We start from the raw sequence: 24,157 nt of genomic DNA, 5'->3' as shown, positions 1-24,157 counted from the left end.
AGCATTGATGCAAGGCTAGTGAGCTGGAAGAGGATATTCTCATCCGCACGCGCAAATCCCACCTGAATGAATTGATTGGACTGCGCAGTGAAATTCTATGGCTGAAGAAAGCGCTCGGTCCGCAGAAGGATCTAATCGCCAAGCTTAACCGCAGAGAAATGCGTCTTATTGATGATCAATTGCAGAAATACTTCAGCGATATTTATGAGAACGCCGTGAAAATCTCTGAAACCTTCGAGACATACCGCGACTTGATGGGCAACCTTCGGGAAGCTTACCAGTCCAGCCTGACCAACCGCGCGAACGAAATTATGCGGGTGTTCACTGCCTTGACTACCATCTTCATGCCCCTCACATTCATTACCGGGATTTACGGCATGAACTTCGAAACGATTCCTGGACTGCACTTGGCTTACGGGGCTGAAATTGCATTGGGCTTCATGGTGACCGTTGGCTGCTCCATGTATTTTCTGTTCCGCAAGAAAGGCTGGCTCTGACAAGAGGATTCGATATAATCTTCATCTATAAGGAATAATAGTCTCCGCCAATTCCAACTATCGGATTGGCGGTTTTTTCATCTATCAAAAAATCTCTGAAAAATTAGATTTTTCATTGCCGATTCGCTATATATTGCATATAATGGAATTGTTAGTATTCCATTATAAGGGTATCCAGGAGGGAGAGGTTACAACGCCAGTTCACTTATGAGGAGGGAATAAATGATTGGACTTGAAGGAAGACAGACTGGTTTCATTGCTCTGAAGTGCATGGAGAAGCTGCAGCTTTTCAAGGAAGAGCAAATCCTTTTCGCCGAGAAAACCGGCAAAACCACCGTAACCGTCTCCTTGTTGGACGGCAAACTGGTACATACCTCTACAACGCTGAGAGATATATTGCAGCAATGCTCTCCCTGGATAACCAAGGTCAATCGCAGTCAAATTGTCAATTTTCGCTGGGTGTTGTCTATGCGATGCGATCTGTATATTTACGGAAATTATACGATTCAATTATATAACTGCAAGCAGCCCATTCATGCTTCGCGGATGTATGCGAAGCAATGCTTTCAAATGCTTACCGGCAAACAGTTGAGACAATAAGCCAAAACTATGGGGGCACGTGACCATCGCCCTCTTTCAACAGCGTCTTAAGTGGCGGATACTGTGACATTGGACTTATCGTTGTACCATTGCGCTTGGGCATGGAACATGCGCGCATATTCCCCGTTCTTTTCAAGCAGGGCGGCATGTCCGCCTTCCTCTACAATTTGTCCATCCTTCAGGACGACGATGCGATCAACATGCATGCAGCACCCTAACCGATGGGTCACAATAATCGCCGTCTTCTGCTCCACAATATCCATAAATTTGCCAAGCAGCTCCGCTTCAGCCATCGGGTCCAATGCAGCTGTCGGTTCATCCAGGACGATAAAATCCGAATCTCGGAAAAATGCGCGGCTAAGCGCAATCTTTTGCCAGAGCCCCCCGGAAAGTTCAAGACCGCCGACGAACGGTGTACCAAGCAAAGCATCGTATTGATCCGGGAGACGCTCAATCATTTCAGACGCGCCGGCCGCCGCTGCCGCCGCTGCTATCTTCTCTTCGTCTTTGAGCTGATCCGCGCGGCTAATGCCGATATTCTCTTTTACCGTCAAGTGATAGTGAACGAAATCCTGGAATACCGCGGAAGTCTGCTTTCTCCATTGAACCGCGCGATCCCCGGCCAGGGGCTCGCCATCGATCAGAATGCGTCCCGAGGTTGCGGGATACAGGCCAAGCAGACATTTGACAAACGTGCTTTTCCCCGCTCCGTTCTCGCCGACGATTGCCACCTTCTCGCCTTTTTGAATGGAAAAGGAAATATCCTTGAGCGTATCCGCCGAGCGGCTCGGATAGCAAAATGAGAGTTGCTCTGTCTGGAGGCAATGAGAGAAGGAATAACGGTCTGTGTCGCGGACTGCCTGTTCGTCCGCCTCTTCCCCGGCATCCAAGAGCAGAAACACATCATGCACTAGCAAGGTGTCCTCATAGAGATTTCCAATAGACCCTGCCATCTGCTGCAGCAGCGACTGTGAAGAAGCAACAGCTTGATAGAGCGAAACATATGTACCGATTGTCATGACGCCTCGTGAGCCAACCCACATGAACGAGCCGATTAGCAGGATGCTTCCCGTATGGGAGACTGTCTCGGCTGCAAGCTTGATCTTCGTGAACTTTTGTTCCAAATTGAATTGTTCCTTGGCGGTTTTCCAATAAATCTGTTTCCACACTGCGAGCAAATAACGGCCGTGGCCAAAAATTCTCAGCTCCTTGGAGGCTTCCCTGGACCGCATCGTGTGCTGCAAGTAATGCATGCTTCTATAAGACGGTGTCTGGTAGATGGTCTGTGCAAACTTGCTTCTCCCCATTCGCCAATGAGCCAGCAATGTCGGAATAACGAAAGCAAGCATACAGACAAAGAGCAGCCAATGCCAGCTAAACAATACAATTGCATAGCCAACAAGCGTAAGGCTGTTGCGAAAGATCGTCAGCAGCTGCTCCAGCACACTTACACTCTTAGACCCTAATCCTGCCGTTGCACGCTGGAGCTGGTCGTAGAATGCAGGCGTCTCATAAGCAAGCAATGGCACGCGCATAGCCTTTTCTGTTACTTCCCGCTCAAACGAAAAGTTGATTGTTTGCAGCCAGCGCAAACGCAGCAATCCGCTGATTTCGGTCAGGGCAGGTGTGGCGATAAACAGCAGCAGCTGCAAGGAAAGCAGCTCAAATCCGTGTCTAAGCTGGTCCGATCCCTCCTGGATGATCAACGCGATTTGATCGACCAAAAGCTTGGTCATATACAGCTGAACAATCGGCAGCACCGCCAAAACTGCAAAAAAACATACGGTTGAGATGAAATAGATGCGTCCCATCGGATATATGACTTTGCACAGCTTGCCAAGTGTACGGATCAAAATCCAGCCTTTGCTCTTCAAGAAGTCCACAGCTCCTTCATCCGGCAAGCCGCATGCAAACAGAAACAGTATCGGTCCTGGCATAGCCCGAATGGTTCATGATCAAATTGGTGATGCCACATGTTTCTGCATGTCTCCCACACGATCTGTTCCCCCTTTCTAGAGTAGTTGGCGTGGGCTCGGAAAAAGCATCTAGCGCATGAAAGGCGCGTAGGCTTCCACGAATTGTTGTGTGGCCTCTTCTCGATTGATCTCTCCCTTCAGCAGCTCTTCGACAATGCGCAGCATTTGCACCTGGGCATGCTCTACGACTGGCTTGCCCAACACTTCGGCTGATTCCGGGAACGGAGCCATATGCGACGAGAACAAGACTTCCAGAGACTTCCCTTGAAATTCCGGCACATCCGCACCAAATTGTTCATAGATACGCTGATCATCCAATACTGGTCCCAAACCGTTCCTGGCGTTTCGCAGCTGAAACTCCTCGGACAGCATATAGGCAATCACTTCGAAGGCCTCCCTGCGATGCGGACTGTCCCTGTTGACTAGCAATACCTCCTCAATGCGGATAGGGATGGTCGGATTGTCTGCATCGAAATAAGGAAAATGTGTCACCTGATAGTCAGGCAGTCTGAGCAGTTGATCCGTTTCACTATAATGCCTTCGCGCTTGGGCGGATAAAGAGTAGGTGCCCGACGGCGCATAAACCGGATTCGAATCCGGACCAAAACCCACTTCATCAAATGCATAAGAATCGGAACTGTTTTTCAGCGTGTCCAGCATATGCGATATAGCTTGAAACCGAGCAGTCACCTCTTCACGCGAATAATCGGCTCGAATAAGCGGAATGGAGAGCTGATTCATCATGTCAAAAACAATCCAGCGCTTGAACCATGATTTTTGCTCGTCCGGAAGCGTCCGGTTCCACAGTGCAAGCTGCTCCCAGGTGAGCATGCCTGACATGAAATCATACGTTCCTTGCTGCAGTAATGAGCTGTCGTAGAATAACCCGTACAGCTTCCTGGTATATGGAAGCATCTCAATGCCTTCGGAGCTTAACGCATGTGCATGCTGCCATAACGGTGCGGCAACGGACTCCATGACGAACCCGCTCTCTTCCAACATAGGCGTCAGATCATCGGCGGGAAATCGCTGCTCTTCATGAAGGCGGTAATCATTAAACAAAGCAGACCCGCCCAGCATGGCATGACGAATATCCGCATCTCTGTAAACAGGCGGAGCACCTTTGGAGTCATCGGACAAAAATTGAAATGCAATGTGGGGAAAGCGTTCCTGCAACGGGACTGCAAGCTCCTGCTCTATTTGCTCCGCTGTCAATATGGTGCTGAAAGTCAGAGAGATAGAATTCTGCTCTGGCGGTGTCCGATCATTACAGCCCGTCATAGAGAAAACCATGAAGATGCCTGCAAGTATTATAGAAATACGTACCTTCAACCTTCTTACCTCCAAACGGATTATCCGCCTATAATTTGTAATCCAACAAATAACTTAACTGCTCTTGCGAATTGACCAGCCCTTTATTCAACACCTTCCCCTCATTAGAAAAAACATAAGCATAGGGAATATGCTCAATACGGAAGGTTTCTTTAATGTCCGGCCATAGCGATGGGAACGCCGTCACATCCAACTCATATTCATCCAGCACGTGTTTCACACTTTCCTCATCCCCGACAGTAAACAAAATGATCTTCAATCTGTTCTTAGATTTCAGTTGCAGGGGATTCAGTGCAGGATAAATTCTTTTACAAAGATCGCAAGATGTAGAAGTCAGCAAGACCAAAATTTTGCTGTGCTTCTCCTGCTCAGACAAAAGCTCATAGACCTTGTCCGGTGCCCGCTCCCCCTTATTCAGCCCCATGTTCTGCAAGGCTGGCTTCTTCGCATCCGACAAAAACCCGCTAAGATCCTTACGCAATTTCAAGAACGATACGGCCAACACTAGAAGCAGAATCCAGCTTGTTATATTCGCAATCAGAAACATATCAGACAACGGTTGTTCCTCCTATTTCAGCCTGAGGCTCTACTCCCTTGCATCAATGCGCTTGCGAGCCCATATATAAGAAGAATGGAAATTGCAACAAAACATGCACTGACCAGATCAACGAAACTGAAATCAAAGATAGATACTGGTACAAAGGCCAAGGCATTGTGAGCGCTTGCAAAAATCAAAACAGCTGACTTGACTAACGTATTCCAACCGAGCTTTTCTTCAAGAAGCTGTCCGAAGCATTGGCAATCCACTTTCTTCTTGGCGCGTATGCCCCGAATTCCCGACCACATAAAGCTGATACAAAACAGCATCGCAGTCACGTATCCTAGAAGCTGGACAGTTGGTATGAGCAAGCATACCACAATAAGCAATTCGCCGATTGGAACGGCATAAGACAGGAACGGTGTTGCCCTTCTGCTTAGCTTCAGTTGAATTAAGGTATGCTCAAACGTTGCTCTGCTTAACAACTTTCCGACACCAGACACAAGAAATACTGTGATCAAGAAAAACAACAAGAAAACGTTTAACATCACCTTTCTCCCCTCCCCACAAGGAAGAATTTCCCTTTGCAATGCACTATACCTTATTTACATTCCGCTGAAAAGAGCTTTGGAATAAATGGCGCTTAATCTGGAGTAAGTGGCGCGAAAAAAGTTGATTGATGTCGATTGTTATCTTACAAACGGCGCATAGACTTCCATATACAATCTGGTTGCTTCCTCTTCATCTATTTCCCCCTTTAACTGGGAATCGACTATGTTGAAGATCTTCACTTCCGCCTGTTCTACAAGGGGCTGTACTAGCATATTCGCGTTGATCGGATATTCAGCCAAGCCAGGCTGGAAAAAAGCAGCGATGTTCTTCCCTTCAAATGCAGGCACATCCTGCCCGAACTGCTCATATATACGGATATCGTCCAGCACAGGTCCAAGGCCGATGCGAGCGTTCTTCAATTGGAATGGTTCAGACACCATGTATGCAATGATTTCAAATGCTTCATATTTGTATGAACTGTTCTCGCCAATTTGCAAAATTTCTTGAACCCTGGCAGGAACCACCGGTTCATCTTCTGAAAAGTAAGGAAAATTTGCAACGTCGTATTCCGGTTTTCCCAGCAAATGCTCGATCTCGGAATAGTTCCTTCGTGCTTGGGCATACAGCGTAGCTGTTCCCGATGGAACGAATGTTTGAATGTTTTCCAAGGCACCGCTATCCCCATTCAACAGATCTTCTTGCGAGAATGTGATACCGGCTGAGCCCGCCTTAAACTGTGCAACAGCTCTTGCTATTTTTGAAAATTTTGAACGCAGCTCCTCTCTGTCATGCTCTGCTTGAACTAAAGGAATCGAAAGCTGATTCATCATCTCAAAAACGAGCCAATACCGAAGCCATCGCCCTTTATCCGTTGGCGGCAACGCAGCATTCATATTCGCAACGGTATCCCAAGTGACATTCCCTTGGGAAGCGGCATCCTTGCCGCTAAATCCTTCGTGAACGAACAAGCCATACAATTTTCTAATGTATGGCAGCCCCTCTACTTCTCCATTCGAACTGATTGCTCTTACATGATTCCATAGCGGCTGCGGGATTGTTTCCGTGCGAAACCCGCTTTCTGCGATCAAATCCGTCAGATCGATAGCCGGAAATGAGGACTCGTAGGAGGAATCGTTAAAATACATTTTTCCACCTAGCATTTCGTGATGGATATCCGCGCCATGATGAAGAGAAAACACCCCTTTGCCGCTATCATCCAAACGAATCAACTCAATGTTGGGAAATTGTTCTTTAAGCGGCTCTTTTATCTCTTGCTCGAATTGTTCCTCTGTCAAAAAGGTCGAGAATGTAAGCTCGACTTTTACTCTTTCAATATCTCTAGTATGATTCGTACAGCCTACAGAAAGGAAGATACAAACAAGAATCATGACAGCTCTGCCTTTCAAGACGTCACCCCTTCTAAATTTAAACAAAGCAACCCTTCAATTCTTATATATGTAATAATAACAGAAAGTTTACAACTGCCAAATTGAATAAATGCAAGAAGAAGGAGACCGTAAGCCCCCTTCTTCTCCAAAGTACTAGCAACTGCCGACTTGTCTGTACTCTCCTGTACACTTGTTAACCCAGTACAAAATGCCACCACTGCAAGAATAATGATCACAATTCATCACATTTCACCTCCTTTCCACGGTCTCTTACGTGTTAGACCCAGTGAAAACGCTTTACCTTTGCTATTTCAGTGTATATGATATTCGTCCCTAAAAAAATAACGTTGGAATAAGTGGAGATGAAACGGGAGCAACTCGCACGAAACTTGTCGAATGGGCATCGCTTCCCTCCACTCCTTCAGCTTCGACAAAGCTTACCGATACTATCAGCTCGAAGCTTTACTAGATTCCTTGCGCACCTCCATCCGCACGATACGGAGCCAATCATAAAGCTGCTGAATATCTTGACCCTGCAATTCTTCTTCTGTATACAACTTGTGCAGGACTGGCTTCAGGAACCGGGTATCCTGATCGCGAAAGGCCTGCATGGCGCTGTCCCTGAACTGCTGCGGTATTTCTTCAGCACAGCTCGCTGTCAGGACGGACAAGTCATATCCTTCTTCTTCAAGCTTCTCCATCAGCAGAATGACCTCGCGCTTGGGCAAGGACAGTTCCTTCTCCAGTTCGTCCATCGTGCTTTTGCGCGAAGCGTGTGCGAGCAGCTTTTTACGATGCTGGTGTCGAGCCAGCATATTTTTGTGCTTATGCTCATGCTGCCGGCACATCCAAACGAACAGCTCGCGATGATCCATCTGCTGTGCTACCCACTGCAACGGAAAGGAATGATGGCGAGATTCCTTCGTGAGCAGAGCGGCCAGCTCCTCCCCATACAGATTCCATTTGTACTCCCCGAATCCCGGAATTTGCAGCATCTCTTCCTTGTTGTGCGGAACAAAAACCGCGAGCAGGTGCAGCAGCTTGTTCGTCGCAACCACGAATGGCGCTCTGCCCAGCTGTCCGGCCTTCTCTCTTCTCCAAGCACGCAGCCTGTCAAACAAAGCTTTGTTCGGATAGCGCTCCGCATAAAAAACAAGCATCTGCGACAAGGAGGCTCGATTGCTGACCGGCACGGATTCTTCGAGCAGTCCTTCCACCACTGGCAAAAACCCTTCTCCCATCTTGCCGGCCAGACGATATTGAAGAATCGCCTTCATCTCTTCCTGCTCCGGCCCTTCATACCAGTCCTCCTGCTTGGACGGATGATCCATCCGATCTTCCGTCCAGACGATTCTCCAATGATCCTCGTCCATTCCGACGCAGATACGCGCCGTGCATAGGATGTCCTGCCCCTCCTCTCTTTGCAAGCTGTTCATGAATAAAATATTCATGTCTTACACCTCCAGATCTACTGTTTTTTTAAAAAAAGAAAAGCACCTCACCAACCCAATACGGTTAGTGAGGTGCTTCCTCCACAATTTTATCGCTACCACGAGATTACCACAAATCGCCAAATGACGCAACCCTTTTTTTTTACATCTGCTGCGCCGCCCTTCCTCATTGACCCGCCAGCATGTATAATGGGTGAAAGCAGCAAGTGAAAGGAGTGGACACCATTGGCCGAGGACTTTGATTTTTTGTCAGACAGCAATGAAGAAACAACAACGCGATATGTTTGTTTTATAGGTCCTTCCATGCATCGATTCGATTTGGCCATTACGACCACGAACCGATTTTACGGGAAGAAGCTGGTGACCGATCTGCAATCCGGCGTCACCGCCATTATTGGACCGGATGATTTGGACGAAGAAGGCTATTTGGAGCATGTCTTCCGCTTGAATGAAGAACAAGCCGAAGACCTGCACAGCTTCCTGCTTCAAGTAGTTGGCGCGATACACTTCTCGGATACCTGACTTGGAGCACCCGCGCATAAGATTCGTCCCCATAGTGAACGATAAGTCTGACCGACGCTTGCATCAAGCACCCCTGAGCGGCGGTTGGACTTATTCTATTTTCGGGGAGGAGTGAAACAGCATGGCTGATGCCAAAGACGGGTTTATCCAAGAGCGCCGCAGCGATTATACAGACGTCTCCACTGTGGAATCCCAGCGGAACGACCTCACCGCAGAGGAATTTCCCGAAGGACCGTACGGTTCTCCGCTGCTTAGCGAGAGTCTCGGCAAGAGCACCCCTTGGCGGGAAGATCAGCGGCCACCCAATCGATTTTCTTATGAAAATCGTGCGCTGCACGAAGGACTGCCGCGCCATGATCCGCCTGAACATCTGACTCATGACGAAAAAGTCGATGAATTTCCCGTAGAAAGATAACCGTTCCTTATCCCGCAGCGAATTGACGAATGAACGATTTGAATTCCAACTCTTCCAGCTTGGCGAGAAGCTTGGGCACATCGATCTTGTATTCGCAAGCGGATAACGAACAGTCGATCTCTACATCGACTTGAATCGTAGCCAACTCGTGGGACAAGTGGATCAGTTCGCGATTTTCGATGAGCCGATCCTTCAGCTTGCCTTTTATTTGACCGATATTCGCAAATACCCCTTCTACCGACCCGAATTCGGCGATCAGCTTCTGCGCCGTCTTCGGTCCTACATTCGGGCATCCCGGAATATTGTCGGACGCGTCGCCCATAAGCGCCTTCATTTCGATCACTTGGGACGGATGGGCAATTCCTTTAAGCTCCTGCAAATTATGCAGGCCAATCACCTCATAATTGCCGAAGCCTTTTTTCATCATCGCCACCTGGACATCTTCTTGTATCAGCTGCAGAGAGTCGCCATCTCCAGTCAGAATCGTAACCTGTATCCCTTCAGCAGCGTAGCGCTTCGCCAGCGAACCAATCACGTCGTCCGCCTCATATCCTGCTTTCCCTACACATGGAATACTGAAAGCTTCGACAAGCTCCCACAATTGGTCGAACTGCGGGACAAGCTCTTCGGGCGGAGCCGCACGATTCGCCTTATAGTCCGGATAACGCTCATTGCGAAAAGTCTTGGCGCCCATGTCAAATGCGCAGGCGACATGGGTCGCCTTAAAGGTGTCAATTGCATGCAGCATATATTTCGTGAACTGATAGAGGCCATTCGTGTACAATCCCGAGGAATTGCGCATATAGTTGCCGCTCATTGCCATTGCAAAAAAACCGCGGAACAATAAGGCAAAGCTGTCTACGATAAGCAGGTGTTGCTTGTTTTCTGTGGTTTCATTCATCGATTCAGAACTCCTTTACCGTTTCCAATTCTCGCTCATAAACTTCCCTATTCGTGCTGCCGCTTCCAATAAACGGTCATCAGATTGGACGAGCGCCATCCGTACATATCCTTCTCCTTCTTTGCCGAACGCATCGCCAGGTATGACAGATACACCGGTTCTCAGCAGCATTTCCCGGGAAATTTGTCGAGATGTCCAGCCCTGCGGGATACGTGCCCATACGAACATTGTCGCTTTGGGCTTGGGCAGCTGCCAGCCCTCCTTAGCCAGCGCATCGATAAACAAGTCTCTCCTGTGTTGGTAGTGCGCGGCGACTGACGGCTTCCCCTCCATATCTTCCTCCAAGGCAGCGATCCCTGCTTCCTGCACAGGTTGAAACACGCCATAATCAATATTGGCCTTCAACACTTGAAGCGCATGAACAGCTTCTGCATTTCCAACAGCAAAGCCGATCCGGCATCCTGCCATGTGAAAGCTCTTCGAAAGCGAATGAAACTCAATCGCTACTTCCTTTGCTCCGGGAATTTCGAGGATGCTCATTGGCCGAAATCCGTCGAACGCCATTTCGGAATATGCCGCATCATGGACGATGAGGATTCCCGAGCGCTCGGCGTACCGAACGGCTTCCTCGAAGAATGCCCTTTCGGCTACTGCTGAAAGCGGATTGCTTGGATAATTCAATATCATCAGCTTTGCTTTTTGGGCGACATCTTCTGGAATGCTCTCGAAATTCGGGAGATAGTCCCCGCTTTCTGTTAATGGCATAAAATATGGATGGAGCCCCGCCATCTCCACGCCTGCCAAATAGACAGGATAACCCGGATCGGGCAATAGCGCAATATCTCCAGGGTCTGCGATGGCGGAAGGCAGATGTGCAAGTCCGTCCTGCGACCCCATGAGCGCCAGCGCTTCCCGTTCAGCATCCAATTGAACGCCGAAGCGATGCGCATACCAGCGGCAGACCGTTTGCCGAAATTGCTCGTTCCCCTTTGACAGCGGATATCCATAACTATCGTCAGCAGAGATGCTGCTTGTGAGCACGTCCCGCACTCGTGGCGAAGGCGGCAGATCGGGGCTCCCGATTCCCAGATCAATCAAATCCCGGCCCAATGCCTGTGCCTCCGCTTTCCAGCCGGCAACTTCCGCGAATATGGCAGAGCCCATTCGGGCAACCCGTTGCGAGAGGGAAAAGCGCATTAAGCGTTCCCCCATCTCTCTGCAAAAAACGCCTCGCGAAAGCCTGCTGTCACATCTGTGCCGTCCGTCACAATCGGCCGCTTGATCAACTTGCCGTTCGAGGAAAGCAGCCGAATTTGTTCTTCTCTAGTCATGCCAGGCAGCTTGTCCTTCAACTGCTGCTCCTTGTACACCTGCCCGGAGGTATTGAAGAATGCCTTCAATTCCAGTCCGCTCTTCGCGATGAGATCCGTCAGCTCTTCCACGGATGGCGGATGTTCGACAATATCGATCGATTCTACTTCATACCCGTGTTCCTTTAGCCATTTCAATGCGTTCCGGCAAGTGCTGCATTTCGGATATTGGTACACCGTCAGTTTTTTCATACATCTTCACCTTTCTATTTATTCGATTCGTATTTGCCTGCTATCTATTTCCCATCCATCGGTTCCGTGAGAGTGCTTGAGGCATAATCCAACAGAGCTTGCATATCGGCAGGCAGCGGCGCCTCGTATGTGACTTCCCGTCCATCTTCCGGGTGGAGGAAGGAGAGTGTGGCTGCATGAAGCGCGTGCCTTTCAATCGGATAGCCCATTCCCCAATCGTCCTTGCTTCTTTCGCCATTCGCTAGCTCCATGCAATCGAAGCCATAGAGCTTGTCTCCCACAATCGGACAGCCGATATGCCGCATATGCACGCGAATTTGATGGGTCCGTCCAGTTTGTGGCTTGACTTCGACCAGACTAAATGCGCCAATGGTGACCATGACGCGGTACCCCGTCACTGCAGGAGCGCCATCCGGCCGGACAATGCGCACATAATCCCCAGGAGCGCGTCTGTCGATGGGTCCGTCAATCGATCCTTCCTGCGGATGCGGAACACCATGAACGATTGCCCTGTAAGACTTCTTCACGCGCCGCTCCTGAAACTGGATGGACAATTGCTGATGGGCATACGGATTTTTGGCAACGGCCAGCACACCCGAGGTTTCCTGATCCAGCCGATGAACGGGGCGGAAGCGATGCTGCTTCCCCAGCTGTTGCCAATAATAGGCGACCGCATTGGCCAATGTATTCACGTAGTGTCCATGCGTCGGATGAACAATGATGTTGGGAGGCTTGTTCAAGATAAGTAAATGGTCGTCTTCGTGCAGGATCTCAATCGGAATATTCTGAGGCAATATGTCGTCGGAAGTTTCTTCCTGCATGCGAACCTCGACTACATCCCCGGCACGCAGCTTCACATTGACCGGACACCGCTCGCCGTTGACGGTAATCCCTTGCGGCGTCCATTTCAGCCGGGAAAGCAGCTTCTTCGAGAGGGACATCCGACCGCGCAGGACGGTCCGCAGCAGCCAGCCGTCCTCGCTGTCCGGCACGATATATTGTAATGGTTTATAGTAGCTCATGAGCGCGTGCGAAACACTTGGCCTCCCCGTACATAATGAATGTCCTCCACCCCTTCGCGGGCATTGGCGGCACGGGCCAGCATAAACAGAAAATCGCTTAACCGGTTTAAGTACGTCCGTACTTCGATATTGATTTCCTCTTGCAGAGCCAGCTCAACCACTCGCCGCTCGGCCCGTCTGCACACCGTTCTGCTGATATGCAGGTGAGCTGCCGCGGCACTGCCGCCGGGCAAGACAAAATGCGAAAGCGCTGAAGTCTCCTTCTCATAACGGTCAATCGCCGCTTCCAGCCGATCAGTCATAGACGCTTCAACCTTGTATGAGCGCGCATGCAAGGTTGCCAAATCAGCCCCGCAGTCAAACAGCTCGTGCTGGATTTCCAACAAATCTGCACGCATATCGCTGTAGCGATCTTCTGCCATAGAGGACACGGCCAAACCGATAAAGCTGTTCAGCTCATCCACCGTTCCGTAAGCCTCGACACGCACACTGTTTTTCGGCACACGTCCGCCGATCACTCCCGTTTCGCCTTGATCACCAGTTCGCGTATAGATTTTCATATGATTCCCCCCATTGTTGCATCCGATCATGATAATGAAGTTTTGGCCTGCCTACACAGTCGCTAAAAAAGAGCTGGGCATTAATCCCCGGCTCTTCTTCGCAACGTCATATATTCATTGATCTTTTCATCCAACCTCATGCTGATCTCGATAACCAGCTCCGAGGAGAGATTCCCCTCATCACCGGCCGCCTTCTCCATCAGTAAGCGCAATTTCTGAATCTCCTCAACCAAAGGTAAACAGGATGCATGTCTTGCTTTCGGAACATCGTAACGCTTGGGCTCTTCCTGGATTAACAGAACGCCTGCTTGTGACAAACGATTAAATTCCAATGCAGTCAAATGACCATCCCTCCCTCAAAATAGCTTGCGAGATTCATACCTATACAACTTAAGTATAACAAAATGTCGAGAAAATACCAATTTTAAATAGGCGCTTTCTCAAATTTGCTTACAAAGCTGCCAATTCGGTCCAGCGCTTCATTTAATTGTGATATCGATGTTGCATACGAGCATCTGACAAAGCCTTCCCCGCCTTTGCCGAATACATGTCCGGGAACGACAGCAACCCTTCCCTCTTGCAGCAGCCGCTGGGCGAACTCCTCCGAACTCAAGCCCGTGGACTGAATCGAAGGAAAGGCGTAGAATGCCCCTTGAGGCTCATGGCATTCGAGGCCGATTTCCCGGAAGCCCTTGACTACCAACCGCCTTCGTTGATTGTAGGATTCGACCATCTGGTCCTTCTCTTCCAATCCGTTGCGCAGCGCTTCGATTGCCGCAATCTGTCCCATAACCGGGGCGCACATGACCGTATACTGATGAATTTTCAGCATCGCTGCAATCAGATCGGGATGCCCGCACGCATATCCGAGCCGCCATCCGGTCATCGCGAACGCCTTGGAAAAGCCGCTGACCAAAATCGTTCTGTCCTTCATTCCAGGCATGGCGGCAAAGCTTACATGCTTATGGCCATACGTCAGCTCGGCATAAATTTCATCGGAGATGACGATAAGGTCATTCTCCTCGACTACCTTGGCAATCGGCAGCCAATCCTCATAAGTCATCGCGCCGCCCGTCGGATTGCTCGGATAGCATAAAATCAGCACCTTGGACTTCGGTGTAATGTGCTGCTTCAGCTGCTCGGCTTGCAGCTTGAATTGGTGCTTGGCGGACGTTTCAATGCCCACAGCCTTGCCGCCCGACAACGTTGCAATCGGCGAATACGAAATATAGCTTGGTTCCGGGACCAGCACTTCGTCGCCAGGACTCACCAAAGCACGCAAAGCCAAGTCGATAGCCTCACTGCCGCCGATCGTCACCATCACTTGATTCGATGGTTCATAAGTGACAGCAAAGCTCTTGTGCAAATAGGAGGCAATCTCCTCGCGCAGCTCGAGCAAGCCGCTGTTTGGCGTGTAGGTTGTCTTGCCCTGTTCCAGCCCATAAACGCAAGCTTCCCGCACACGCCAAGGCGTAATAAAGTCCGGTTCGCCAACACCAAGTGAAATAATATCCTTGCTCGCGCTGACCAGATCGAAAAACTTGCGGATTCCTGATGGAGGAATATCCCGCACTGTTTCGGTCAAATAACGCTGCATGGATGATGAGGATGGAACCGTCATAACTAACCTCTCCCTTACGGCGATATCAGCATGCGGTGATCATCCTGATGGTCCTCCAGGATAATCCCGTCCTGCTTGTATTTCTTCAAGATAAAATGCGTTTTCGTGGAAAGCACCGAATCGATCGTCGACAGCTTGGTGGATACGAAATCCGCCACTTCGCGAAGCGTCCGTCCCTCGATCTCGACTTGCAAATCATAGGAGCCAGACATCAGGTACACCGTCTTCACTTCCGGGTACAAGTAAATCCGCTCGGCAATCGCATCGAACCCGCGTCCCCGCTCGGGAGTAATCTGCACTTCGATAAGCGCCGTCACCTTGTCGTCGTCCGCCTTGTTCCAATTGATCACAGGCACATACTTGACGATAACTTTCTCCCGTTCCATTTCCGTTATGGCCTGCTTGATCTCCGCCTCCTCCTTGCCGAGCATCGTTGCGATCAACGCCGGCTCTCGGCGCGCATCCTCTTTCAAGATATCCAAAATTTTGGATTTCAGCTCAGTCATGGAGTATCCCGCCCTTCTCTCGATTATTGGAAAAAGATTATTCTTACATCATACAATGAAAAGACCTTAGCTGAAAAGGTCGCCGCTTAACTTTTTTTAGTCTTGATGCCCTGGATTTTGCGCATGAATAGCCAAGAGAGAATCGGCAGGCTCCCTACCGCAAGCAGCAAGCTGTTGATTGCAGGCGGCTTTGTGCTCTGAGAGACGACAATGATGAATAACAGGACACCGAGGATTCGTCCGGTGTTAAGACCGAGCTCGCGAAAGACGACATATTCCACCCGGTGTTCCGCGCTTTCCCGATCCCTGCCGATAATATCGAATACCGTGGAAGTCATGGGAATGGAAAACAGCGGAAAAAACAAGGAAGTAACGATGCCGAACAGCAGCAGCGTTGCATAGTTCACGTCCCAAAACAGAGGAAGAATGATCAGCGTCATCACAACGGTTCCCACTAACATCGTGGCTGATCGATAATGCGGCTTCAGAAGCTTCCCGATCAGCCAGAAACTAATGAGCGCCACGCCCGATGTAATCAGCGAGAAATTGCCCAGCTTCTGCTCATCATTGGTGGCGATGAATACAAGCAAGCCGATCACGAACAGGAATACGCCTTCACGCGCGCCCTGTGCCACCAAGGCCGGAATCGCCCTTCGCCACGGGTTGCCTTTCTCCTGTATATTGCGAAAAGCATGAGTCCACTCGTATGTTCCGCACAGCTTGCGCTTGCGCAAAAACAAGCTGACAATTACCCCAAGCACGAATACGCCCAGGGAAATGCTGAAGATCAGCATATAGCCTGCATTATCGGCCATGCTTACAATGATCCAGCCTGACAGCCATGGCGCAATCATGCCTGCTCCAGAACTAAGCAAGCCTGCCCCTCCATTGAAGCGGTCCCGGTTGTCCGGGTCCGTCACCTCAAAATACACTACATTGAACGCCAGCCAATACAAGCCTGCGCCTATTCCTTGTACAGCGCCCAGCACATAGGCATAGTCGATCGCTTTGCTTTTGAGAAGAAGCACAAGCAGATAAAACGCAGCAGAGACCGCTATGCCGAGGCGCAAGCTGATCATCTTGTTTCGTTCCTTTACCCATTTGCCAGACAAAAAAAACGTAAGGGCATTTACGACATAATGAGCCAGTGAAAATCCGCCGATTAATGCGAAGTTGTGACTTTCCTTCCAGAGATACACATTGACAAAAGCCCCCGACAACGCGTTGGCCGCTGCAAACAAACCGTAGACTACGAGGAGAAGCACCGCTTGACCGGGCAGCGATCCGGACTTTCTGGCCGGCTTCTTCTCTTTGCCCTTGTCAGAATGACGATAATAACCGCTCTGGCTGTTGCGCCCGCGAACCCACATTTTTGGAAAATGTGACCGGGTCTGTCCAAATGGCATGTTTCGTCAACCCCCCGCCCGCTTTTGGTCTGTCCTTTAAGCTTCCCCATCAAACGGCGCAGGAAACGAAAAAAACGCAAAAAGCGGTCGAACAAAAACTGCCAGCCTGCAAAACAGCGGCTGGCAGTATGAATGGGCAATACGGAATCAACGAAATTTCTTGTTTTCCAGTATGGCAGTGATTCTGGTCTGGTCACCCGGCGACAGCTTGTTTTTGGTCACAAAGCAGTAGGGACAGACGAACAACGTTAGCGCAAATGGAGGCTGCAGCAAGGGGGGACCGCCCAATTCCGGAATTCTCGGCAAGAACCTGCTGCGGTCCACTTCCATCTCGCCGGCCGCAATCATCGGCTCCTGGCAATGCTCGCACTCAGCCTCATCCTGCTGCCCCTCCATATAATGCTGGACCTGCTTATCGAACTGATCCCAATTTCTCGGCAAGACTCCTCCACCTTCAGATGCAAGCGGCTGATCAGACTTCTCCTCTGCCTCACCGCTTTCCTCGAGTGTAACGCCGAGCGTTCGGTACTCGTTAATCATATTGAAGCAATGCGGGCATAAATCTTCCGCACCCGTTTCCTCGTCCCATACAATCTCGGTATCACACCACGGGCAAACCTGGCGCATAGCAGATTCCTCCTAGTGAGTCATGAAATAATAAATGCCAACGATAATAAAAACAGCCGCCAAGGCAAACAGCGTTCCCCATAAGTACTTCATTGTTGCCATGCCCCTTTCCCCAGCTATTTGGTGCCGCTTATGGGATGCTGGCCCCGATTACGTAAGATAATGCAATAGAAATGATCATTGATATAAGGCCTACTGCCCGATTGTCACGGGCAATCTCTTCATCAATCCGGAAGACAGGCGTCAAGAACTCATATATAAAATATGCAATCAACAGCAGGACGAAGCCAAAGCCTGCCCATAAGAAAGACGCATAGATGGTGTCGCCCTCCGAGCTCATGATGGCGAATCGGAAGATGTTGCAAATGCCCAGAATTTTGCCGCTGACCGCCAATGCGACTGACACATTGCCGCGTTTGATCTCATCCCAGGCGCTGTATCGCGTTACGCACTCGAACAAGGAAAGAAACACGATTAAAGCGAGCACCGCAACCGAGAAAAAAGCCAAGGTCTGGAAGATGGCAATGTCCAGAAGCTTGTCAATATGCTCATTCAATGGCGATCTCCTCCTTTAGTTCAGCTCGGCTACCGTAACCCCCGAGCCGCCTTCCCCGAATTGTCCCAGACGGTACGATTTCACATGCTTGTGCTTGCGCAAGAAATCGGTAATCCCGTTGCGCAGCACGCCCGTACCTTTGCCATGGATGATGTATACCTGACCCAGGTTCGCAAGAAAAGCTTCATCCAGGAAGCGGTCCACCTCAACAAGCGCCTCCTCCAGCGAGCTTCCCCGAAGGTCCAGTTCGGTCCGCACCTGATCCCCCTTAGTCCGCTTCAGTCCGGCAGCCGCCTTCTGCTTGACGGGTTCCGGCTTTTGCTGAATCAGCTCCAAATCGGACAGGGCTACCTTGATCTTCATTATTCCTACCTGAACCATGGCCTCCGCATGGCCGACCAGCTCCACCACATGCGCCTTCTGTCCCAGGCTTATAACCTGCACTTCGTCGCCCGGCTCGACCTTGGCCTGCTTCGCGCCTGCCCGCGGCTTGGCTGTGGCTTGGTCCCGGAGCTTCGGCCTTGCTTCCTCCAAAGCCCGCTTCGCTTCAATAAGCTTGTGCTCCTTGATGGAGCTGCGCTCCTCCATGGCAAGCCTGCGCAGCTCCGAAATAATTTGGTCCGCTTCCTTGCGAGCTTGCTCGACCGCCTGCTGCGCTTCCTGTTCAGCCTTCTGCAGCAGCTTGTCTTTCTGCTGCTCGAACTTCGCCTTCTCTTCACTTAGCCGCTTGCGCAGCTGTTCGACCTCTCGTCTCAGCTGCTCTGCCTTATCCCTCTCTTCTTCCGCACTGATTCGATTCGCTTCAAGGGAAGCGATCATATGCTCCACCTGCTGGTCCTCTTCCTTGATCTGACCGCGTGCCTGATCAATGATCGGTTTGGGCAAGCCGAGTCGTTCCGCAATGGCAAAGGCATTGCTTCGCCCGGGAACGCCGATCATGAGCCGATAGGTGGGGCTCAAGGTCTGCACGTTGAATTCCATGCTCGCGTTAATGATATCCTTGCGCTCGTACGCATAAGCCTTCAATTCGCTGTAATGCGTGGTCGCTACCATGCGACAGCCGATGCGGCGTATATACTCCAGCATGGCTATCGCAAGCGCTGAGCCTTCCGCCGGATCGGTGCCTGCTCCCAGCTCATCCAAGAGCACCAAGCTCTTCGGGGTTATCTCCTTGAGGATGCGAATAATATTGGTCAAGTGACTGGAGAAGGTACTCAAGCTTTGTTCAATGCTCTGCTCGTCGCCAATATCGGCATAGATGCCGTCAAATACGCACATTTGGCTGCCGTCCTCTGCCGGGATGAACAGACCCGACATCGACATGAGACTCAGCAGCCCGATCGTCTTCAGCGATACAGTCTTGCCCCCGGTATTGGGACCCGTCACGATAATGGTCTTGAATGTATTGCCGAGCTCTACGTCAATCGGCACCACTTCGTCAGCCGGGATCAAGGGGTGGCGAGACCGCTTCAGCTTCAGAAAGCCCCGGTCGTTCATGATCGGCAGCGACGCCTTCATTTCGTGCGCCAACCCGGCCTTGGCGAAGATGAAATCCAGCACGCCGCATGCATCTACCGTATCGGCCAGTTCATCTGCCTGCTCGGCCACTTCGGACGTAAGCATGCGCAAAATTTTCTCAATTTCCTTCTCTTCCTTCAATCTCAACTCGCGCAGGCGGTTATTCAGCTGCACAATCGCCTCCGGCTCGATGAACAGGGTCGCTCCCGATGCGGATTGGTCGTGGATCATCCCGCCGAAATGCGAGCGGTATTCCTGCTTCACAGGAATGACATAGCGGTTGTTGCGCAAAGTAATGATTGACTCTTGCAGCATCTTCTGGGTGGAGCTGTTGCGGATATACTGCTCCAGCCTCTCGCGGACACGCCCCTCCCCTGCGCGCATTTCTTGCCGGATGCGAGCCAGATCGGGACTGGCGCTGTCCATTACATCGCCGGCATCATCGATGCAGGACTTGATTCGCTTCTCCAACGACTGCAGGTCGGGTATGCGCTTGGCGATGTCCGTCAACAGCCCGATGGACTGCTCCTCGCCCACTGCCAGCAAAAACTTTTTCAAGCGCAGCGATCCGTATATCGTATTGGCTGTATCAAGCAGCTCCTGCGGATGCAGCATGGCGCCAATGCGAGCGCGCGACAGCGCTTCGCGGATGTCCTTGATGCCGCCAAACGGCGGCGGCCCCTTTAGACGCTCGACAAGCGCCGCTTGATCAGTGGCCTGCAGCCTGAGCTTGACTTCTTCCAAATCTGTCGAAGGCTCAAGCTCTTGAGCCGCAGCTTTGCCGAGCGAAGTTGCAGCATGGCGCTCCAATTTATATATGATTTTGTGAAATTCCAAGGTTTGCAGCGTTTTAGGATTCAAGTGTGACACTCCCTCCATCCCACATTATAAACGAAAAGCCGCTCCAGGTGCTAATCCTCATGTTCGAAAGCGGATGAAGCCGAATGGTTCCCGGCACTGCCGTAAATCGGATCGAACAAAAGCCTGTCCTTCCCGCAGGCAAGAGGTGCCAGCATAAACCGGCTGAACGAAGGCCACAATAGCAAATGCACCGAATAACAAGGAGGCTTGATTCGATGCAATTTCTTGGAGCAGTCGTACGTTTTATTGTTGCTGCACTTGTGCTGATGGTTGTAGGCTGGATCGTGCCGCAATTTGAAATCGGCGGATTCTGGAGCGCGCTTCTGCTGGCGCTGGTCATTGCCGCTGCAGGATGGGTGCTTGAAGGAATTTTTGGCCGAAAGATTACGCCATTCGGCCGGGGGATAGTCGGATTTCTGACTAGTGCCGCCGTTATATGGTTGGCGCAATTTATTGTCGGCGGTGTAGAGGTCAGCGTCATTGGCGCCATTTTGGCCGCGTTAGTCATCGGCATAATCGATTTGTTCATACCGGTCAGCACGCCGTTTGAAGCCGGTTCCCGTAACAAGGACGGAGATCGTGAGAAAGCTCGCTAACCTGATGAACAGCCAAGAACGCCGCCGGACGGGCTCCATACCCGCCAGCAGGCGTTCTTGGTTTGCTGCGGCATCTTTATTCGATCGATGAGCTGCTGCTCAAGAGAACTGCTGCTCCCAGGCTCTTGCAAACTGTTGGGCTGCTTCCCGGGAATAACCGGCTCCCATCAAATAGGAAATCGCCGAAGTTCGGGTCATCGCTTGCGGTACACCGCGGTACATAGCTTCAGAGAGGCCGTCGTGTACCGACGGACCAATCGTCTGAAGCACTTGCTCCATGGTCGGTACATGCGAGCAAGGGGTAATAGAAGCCGGAAGACCCGGATAAGCCCCGGCAGAGTGAGCCGGATGCTTCCAATGGCCATGGTGCTGCATATTCCCGCCAACCAGAGGCGCGGCCGGATTAGGAGAGCCTGAGAAGTACGGCAGGGTCGCGACCGGATTAGCATGGCTGGCTGGAACCGGATAAGCGGGCGGTTCTGGCATGCTGTACATAGCTTGGGCCGGAGCCTGAAACGGCTGTATCCCCGGCATTGCCTGAATGGGCATCGACGCTTGCCAGTTCGGCAGGGACCCTGGCATCGGCGCAGCAGGAGACAATGATCCCGGCATCCCCATAGCATAGCTGCCGGAAGCCTTATGGCTCGCCGTCTGCTTCGGTATAGGCGCGAATTTCACATTAGGCGCGGCGTTAGCTGGCGGTTTGGGCATAGGTTTCGCCAGCGCTGCATTTGGTGCAGCATTTGGCGCTTCCAGCATAGGCAGATTGGGGACTGCGCCTGCAGACGGCGCTTCAAAAATCGGGGCTGTCGGCTTCGGCATGGATTGCGACAGCGGAGATTGGTTCACACTCGGCTGGACGTTGGCAGGCGGCTTCGGCGCAACATTGGCGGAAGGTTGTTCTGCCATTGGCTTCGGCGCGATATTGACGGACGGCGCTTCCGCTGACGGCATCGGCGCTTCATTAGAAGATGGGGCCGACTGGGCAAGAGCGTCTGGTTTCGGCTGATGTTCACTCATAATCTTGTCAAAACTCCTTTTTTTGTGATCCCGTATTCTTCGATAGCATATGCGCCTACAGTTTGTTTGGGCGATGGGCATCTGACTATTTCTTCAAAAAACCCCCGCACTCTCTCCCTAATGCCTGCCGTCCGCGCTTTTATTCTTCCAGCAATTCGCCAGTTGCCGCTAGAACTTGAATCCAACGCCTCCGCCACGAGATCGCCAACGATTCTTCACAGGTTTGTCACTGCAATTTCTTCTCATGTGGTGTAAGATAGGAACCGTAAAACTTGTATGATTATGTTTGTGACAAGGATCACAATACTTTTCGTAACGGAGGGGTCTACCATGAAAAAGATGATCATTAGTGTGATGGCGCTGGCTATGGCAATCGGCTTGACTGCATGCGGAGGCGGCGACAGCAGCGCTTCGGATAAAGCGGTCCAGACGAATGAACCTTCTGCCGCAAGCATTACCATGGAAGCAACCAATTGGGACTTTGACCAAGACGAATACCGCGTGAAGGCAGGCGAGCCGGTCAACTTCTTGCTGACCAACGCAGAAGGCGTGCACGGGGTTGAAATCAGAGGCCTGGGCATTCAATTGGACGCAGACAAGGAAGTGCAGTACACCATTAACGAAGCTGGCACGTATGATATTGTGTGCAACATTATTTGCGGCACCGGCCACTCCACGATGACAGCGAAGCTTGTTGTCGAGTAATCAACATCAGCTAACCCAAAAAAAAAGGGCTGCCCCTTCAGCATCATGAAGGGCAACCCTTTTTTTATTATTGCGCATAGCTTGCAGCTCTGTCGGATTCGCCGTTATGCGCGGCCCGCTTCTGTCCAGAGCTCATGGAGCTTAGAGGCAAAGCCCAGTACGCTGTCAAGGAACCAGGGAGCCAACAAGGAACCGTCCAGCCATCGCTGCGGCGCTTCATACGGCAGGATACTCATCACATTGACTGCGACGGTAATCAGTACTACAGCCTCCAAGCCTGCCAGCAACACGCCGCCCCAGCGGTTGAAAAAGGAAATCACAGGGAGCCCGGCCGCTATGTCCAGCATAGATCCGACGACGCCAAGTGCCATTCGCGTGCCGAAGAACAGGAGGGCAAAAGCCAGCGTCCGATAAAAATAAGATTCCACGTTGGCCAGCTGACTCAGGAATGCCAGCCGTTCATCTGCAAAATCCGGATATGGAATCAGGGGAGGCAGCCACTTCGCGACCTCCTCATAGAAAAAAAAGGCGGCCGCATAAGCTGCGACCAGGCCTGCCAAGGAAACAAGCTGTCTAACTAGGCCATTTTTATATCCGTACACAAGCGCGGCCAGTCCGATGGCCGCGATCGTCCAATCCAGGACATTCCAGTCCGACCAGCCGTTCATTTCCCCGGATGATCCTGTTCTACGAGTTGAATCCACTCGTTATATTCCGTCTGCAGCTTGGCGTATTCCTCCTGCAGCTTGGCATATTCCTCCTGCAATGAGGAGCCTTGCGACAGCTCTTCCCGCAGCTTGCGAATTTCTTCGCTGTGGGCTTCCTTCTGCTCGTCCATCTGCTGCTCCCATTCTGCTTTATCTTGCTGAACCGCTGTTTTCAACTGGTCCAGCTCGCGAAGCAGCTCTTCATTGCGCTTGCGCTCCAACGCGATGCGCTGCTCCCCTTGCTCTTTTTCCTCCTGCAGCTGCTGAACCTGGGCTTTGAGACCTTCCAATTCTTTTTTCCATGCTGCCTGCTCATCCTCATAGTTGCGCTGCTGCTGTGCCCGTTCTTCCTGCCGCTGCCGCTCGCTCATATCCTGCTTCAGCTGCGCCTTTTCCAGCTCCTGCATCAGCTTGAAGCAATCGTCCATCACATTCACAGCAGTCAGAACAGCCAGCCTCGGCATGTCAAGCCGCGGGAAATTGTCGGACAACTGGCGCATGCGGCCATCGACTTCAGCGGCAACGCGCTGGATGTAGGCGGTTGAGGCCTCCGCGCCGCCCTTTAATTTATATTGAGTGCCGTAGATATCTACCGTCACGCTCTTCTTCTCTTCCGTCACAGCCGTTCACACTCCCTACTCCATACACCGGCCGGAAGCCAGTCGATTCTTTCTCTTACCCAATTCGCTGGCCTCCAGCGCATTTCCTGCCTGACGGC

General features: G+C 51.2%; 26 protein-coding genes and 1 pseudogene. 6 read left to right on the top strand and 21 right to left on the bottom strand.

What is annotated here, in order from left to right:
* Positions 1 to 11: 11 nt before the first annotated feature.
* Positions 12 to 497 (top strand): annotated as a pseudogene (locus XYCOK13_RS18855) (magnesium transporter CorA family protein); the annotation flags it as partial.
* Between the two features lie 222 nt (positions 498 to 719).
* Entirely contained in the window at positions 720 to 1,097 is a 378-nt protein-coding gene (locus XYCOK13_RS18850) for a LytTR family transcriptional regulator DNA-binding domain-containing protein (RefSeq protein WP_213413787.1), read from the top strand.
* A gap of 47 nt (positions 1,098 to 1,144) precedes the next feature.
* On the opposite strand, the gene XYCOK13_RS18845 is transcribed toward XYCOK13_RS18850, so the two are convergent.
* From XYCOK13_RS18845 to XYCOK13_RS18820, 6 genes are all read right to left on the bottom strand, one after another.
* Entirely contained in the window at positions 1,145 to 3,034 is a 1,890-nt protein-coding gene (locus XYCOK13_RS18845) for an ABC transporter ATP-binding protein (protein ID WP_213413786.1), read from the bottom strand.
* Between the two features lie 108 nt (positions 3,035 to 3,142).
* A complete protein-coding gene (locus tag XYCOK13_RS18840) occupies positions 3,143 to 4,405 on the bottom strand; it encodes a type 2 periplasmic-binding domain-containing protein (RefSeq protein WP_213413785.1) in 1,263 nt (420 codons plus the stop codon).
* A gap of 28 nt (positions 4,406 to 4,433) precedes the next feature.
* Entirely contained in the window at positions 4,434 to 4,910 is a 477-nt protein-coding gene (locus XYCOK13_RS18835) for a thioredoxin domain-containing protein (protein ID WP_213413784.1), read from the bottom strand.
* Positions 4,911 to 4,978: 68 nt separating this feature from the next.
* Positions 4,979 to 5,491: a MauE/DoxX family redox-associated membrane protein gene (locus XYCOK13_RS18830; protein WP_244865265.1), complete on the bottom strand. Its 513-nt coding sequence runs from the start codon at positions 5,489 to 5,491 to the stop codon at positions 4,979 to 4,981.
* A gap of 141 nt (positions 5,492 to 5,632) precedes the next feature.
* Positions 5,633 to 6,901 (bottom strand): hypothetical protein, encoded by a 1,269-nt coding sequence (locus XYCOK13_RS18825; RefSeq protein WP_213413782.1) that lies wholly within the window; start codon positions 6,899 to 6,901, stop codon positions 5,633 to 5,635.
* Positions 6,902 to 7,332: 431 nt separating this feature from the next.
* Positions 7,333 to 8,334, bottom strand: a complete 1,002-nt coding sequence (locus XYCOK13_RS18820) for an HRDC domain-containing protein (protein WP_213413781.1) — start codon at positions 8,332 to 8,334, stop codon at positions 7,333 to 7,335.
* A 225-nt stretch (positions 8,335 to 8,559) separates the two neighbouring features.
* On the opposite strand from XYCOK13_RS18820, the gene XYCOK13_RS18815 reads away from it, so the two are divergent.
* Together XYCOK13_RS18815 and XYCOK13_RS18810 are read left to right on the top strand one after the other, a co-directional pair.
* The gene (locus XYCOK13_RS18815) at positions 8,560 to 8,856 is read left to right on the top strand and encodes a DUF3055 domain-containing protein (RefSeq protein WP_213413780.1); all 297 of its coding nucleotides are present in this window, start codon (positions 8,560 to 8,562) and stop codon (positions 8,854 to 8,856) included.
* 121 nt (positions 8,857 to 8,977) lie between these two features.
* Positions 8,978 to 9,271 carry a hypothetical protein gene (locus tag XYCOK13_RS18810; RefSeq protein WP_213413779.1) on the top strand — a complete coding sequence of 98 codons (294 nt, stop codon included), beginning with the start codon at positions 8,978 to 8,980 and terminating at the stop codon, positions 9,269 to 9,271.
* A 7-nt stretch (positions 9,272 to 9,278) separates the two neighbouring features.
* Here the strand turns inward: XYCOK13_RS18810 and XYCOK13_RS18805 are convergent, their stop codons facing one another.
* The 12 genes from XYCOK13_RS18805 to XYCOK13_RS18750 all read right to left on the bottom strand — a co-directional run bounded on the left by XYCOK13_RS18805 (position 9,279) and on the right by XYCOK13_RS18750 (position 20,411).
* Complete coding sequence (locus tag XYCOK13_RS18805; protein WP_213413778.1) at positions 9,279 to 10,172, bottom strand: 5'-3' exonuclease; 894 nt, start codon at positions 10,170 to 10,172, stop codon at positions 9,279 to 9,281.
* 15 nt (positions 10,173 to 10,187) lie between these two features.
* A complete protein-coding gene (locus XYCOK13_RS18800; RefSeq protein WP_213413777.1) occupies positions 10,188 to 11,369 on the bottom strand; it encodes an aminotransferase class I/II-fold pyridoxal phosphate-dependent enzyme in 1,182 nt (393 codons plus the stop codon).
* On the bottom strand, positions 11,369 to 11,734 hold the full coding sequence (locus XYCOK13_RS18795) for an arsenate reductase family protein (protein WP_213413776.1): 366 nt from the start codon (positions 11,732 to 11,734) through the stop codon (positions 11,369 to 11,371). The genes XYCOK13_RS18800 and XYCOK13_RS18795 overlap by 1 nt, the downstream gene beginning before the upstream one ends.
* A gap of 44 nt (positions 11,735 to 11,778) precedes the next feature.
* Complete coding sequence (locus XYCOK13_RS18790; RefSeq protein WP_213413775.1) at positions 11,779 to 12,756, bottom strand: RluA family pseudouridine synthase; 978 nt, start codon at positions 12,754 to 12,756, stop codon at positions 11,779 to 11,781.
* A complete protein-coding gene (locus XYCOK13_RS18785; protein ID WP_213413774.1) occupies positions 12,753 to 13,316 on the bottom strand; it encodes a cob(I)yrinic acid a,c-diamide adenosyltransferase in 564 nt (187 codons plus the stop codon). Before XYCOK13_RS18785 ends, XYCOK13_RS18790 begins: the two co-directional genes overlap by 4 nt.
* Positions 13,317 to 13,396: 80 nt before the next feature.
* Positions 13,397 to 13,657: an aspartyl-phosphate phosphatase Spo0E family protein gene (locus XYCOK13_RS18780; RefSeq protein WP_244865263.1), complete on the bottom strand. Its 261-nt coding sequence runs from the start codon at positions 13,655 to 13,657 to the stop codon at positions 13,397 to 13,399.
* Between the two features lie 83 nt (positions 13,658 to 13,740).
* The gene (locus XYCOK13_RS18775; RefSeq protein ID WP_280520919.1) at positions 13,741 to 14,937 is read right to left on the bottom strand and encodes an aminotransferase class I/II-fold pyridoxal phosphate-dependent enzyme; all 1,197 of its coding nucleotides are present in this window, start codon (positions 14,935 to 14,937) and stop codon (positions 13,741 to 13,743) included.
* Between the two features lie 14 nt (positions 14,938 to 14,951).
* Complete coding sequence (locus tag XYCOK13_RS18770) at positions 14,952 to 15,443, bottom strand: Lrp/AsnC family transcriptional regulator (RefSeq protein ID WP_213413773.1); 492 nt, start codon at positions 15,441 to 15,443, stop codon at positions 14,952 to 14,954.
* Positions 15,444 to 15,529: 86 nt separating this feature from the next.
* A complete protein-coding gene (locus XYCOK13_RS18765; RefSeq protein ID WP_213413772.1) occupies positions 15,530 to 16,849 on the bottom strand; it encodes an MFS transporter in 1,320 nt (439 codons plus the stop codon).
* A gap of 147 nt (positions 16,850 to 16,996) precedes the next feature.
* Positions 16,997 to 17,476: a hypothetical protein gene (locus XYCOK13_RS18760; RefSeq protein WP_213413771.1), complete on the bottom strand. Its 480-nt coding sequence runs from the start codon at positions 17,474 to 17,476 to the stop codon at positions 16,997 to 16,999.
* A 130-nt stretch (positions 17,477 to 17,606) separates the two neighbouring features.
* Entirely contained in the window at positions 17,607 to 18,032 is a 426-nt protein-coding gene (locus tag XYCOK13_RS18755) for a DUF350 domain-containing protein (protein WP_213413770.1), read from the bottom strand.
* 15 nt (positions 18,033 to 18,047) lie between these two features.
* Positions 18,048 to 20,411: an endonuclease MutS2 gene (locus XYCOK13_RS18750; protein WP_213413769.1), complete on the bottom strand. Its 2,364-nt coding sequence runs from the start codon at positions 20,409 to 20,411 to the stop codon at positions 18,048 to 18,050.
* A gap of 215 nt (positions 20,412 to 20,626) precedes the next feature.
* Here XYCOK13_RS18750 and XYCOK13_RS18745 point away from each other — a divergent pair, with 215 nt between their 5' ends.
* Complete coding sequence (locus tag XYCOK13_RS18745; RefSeq protein ID WP_213413768.1) at positions 20,627 to 21,007, top strand: phage holin family protein; 381 nt, start codon at positions 20,627 to 20,629, stop codon at positions 21,005 to 21,007.
* A gap of 99 nt (positions 21,008 to 21,106) precedes the next feature.
* Here XYCOK13_RS18745 and XYCOK13_RS18740 read toward each other — a convergent pair whose 3' ends face one another.
* Positions 21,107 to 22,027 (bottom strand): hypothetical protein, encoded by a 921-nt coding sequence (locus XYCOK13_RS18740; RefSeq protein ID WP_213413767.1) that lies wholly within the window; start codon positions 22,025 to 22,027, stop codon positions 21,107 to 21,109.
* Between the two features lie 330 nt (positions 22,028 to 22,357).
* Between XYCOK13_RS18740 and XYCOK13_RS18735 the strand changes: the two genes are divergently transcribed.
* Complete coding sequence (locus XYCOK13_RS18735; RefSeq protein ID WP_213413766.1) at positions 22,358 to 22,732, top strand: cupredoxin domain-containing protein; 375 nt, start codon at positions 22,358 to 22,360, stop codon at positions 22,730 to 22,732.
* A 104-nt stretch (positions 22,733 to 22,836) separates the two neighbouring features.
* Here the strand turns inward: XYCOK13_RS18735 and XYCOK13_RS18730 are convergent, their stop codons facing one another.
* Together XYCOK13_RS18730 and zapA are read right to left on the bottom strand one after the other, a co-directional pair.
* The gene (locus tag XYCOK13_RS18730; RefSeq protein WP_213413765.1) at positions 22,837 to 23,400 is read right to left on the bottom strand and encodes a CvpA family protein; all 564 of its coding nucleotides are present in this window, start codon (positions 23,398 to 23,400) and stop codon (positions 22,837 to 22,839) included.
* A complete protein-coding gene (zapA, locus tag XYCOK13_RS18725; RefSeq protein WP_213413764.1) occupies positions 23,397 to 24,059 on the bottom strand; it encodes a cell division protein ZapA in 663 nt (220 codons plus the stop codon). Before zapA ends, XYCOK13_RS18730 begins: the two co-directional genes overlap by 4 nt.
* Positions 24,060 to 24,157 lie beyond the last annotated feature (98 nt).

Source organism: Xylanibacillus composti, from assembly GCF_018403685.1.
GTDB lineage: Bacteria > Bacillota > Bacilli > Paenibacillales > K13 > Xylanibacillus > Xylanibacillus composti.
The sequence above is the reverse complement of the archived record's forward strand: the minus strand, read 5'-3'. Positions and strand labels throughout refer to the sequence as shown.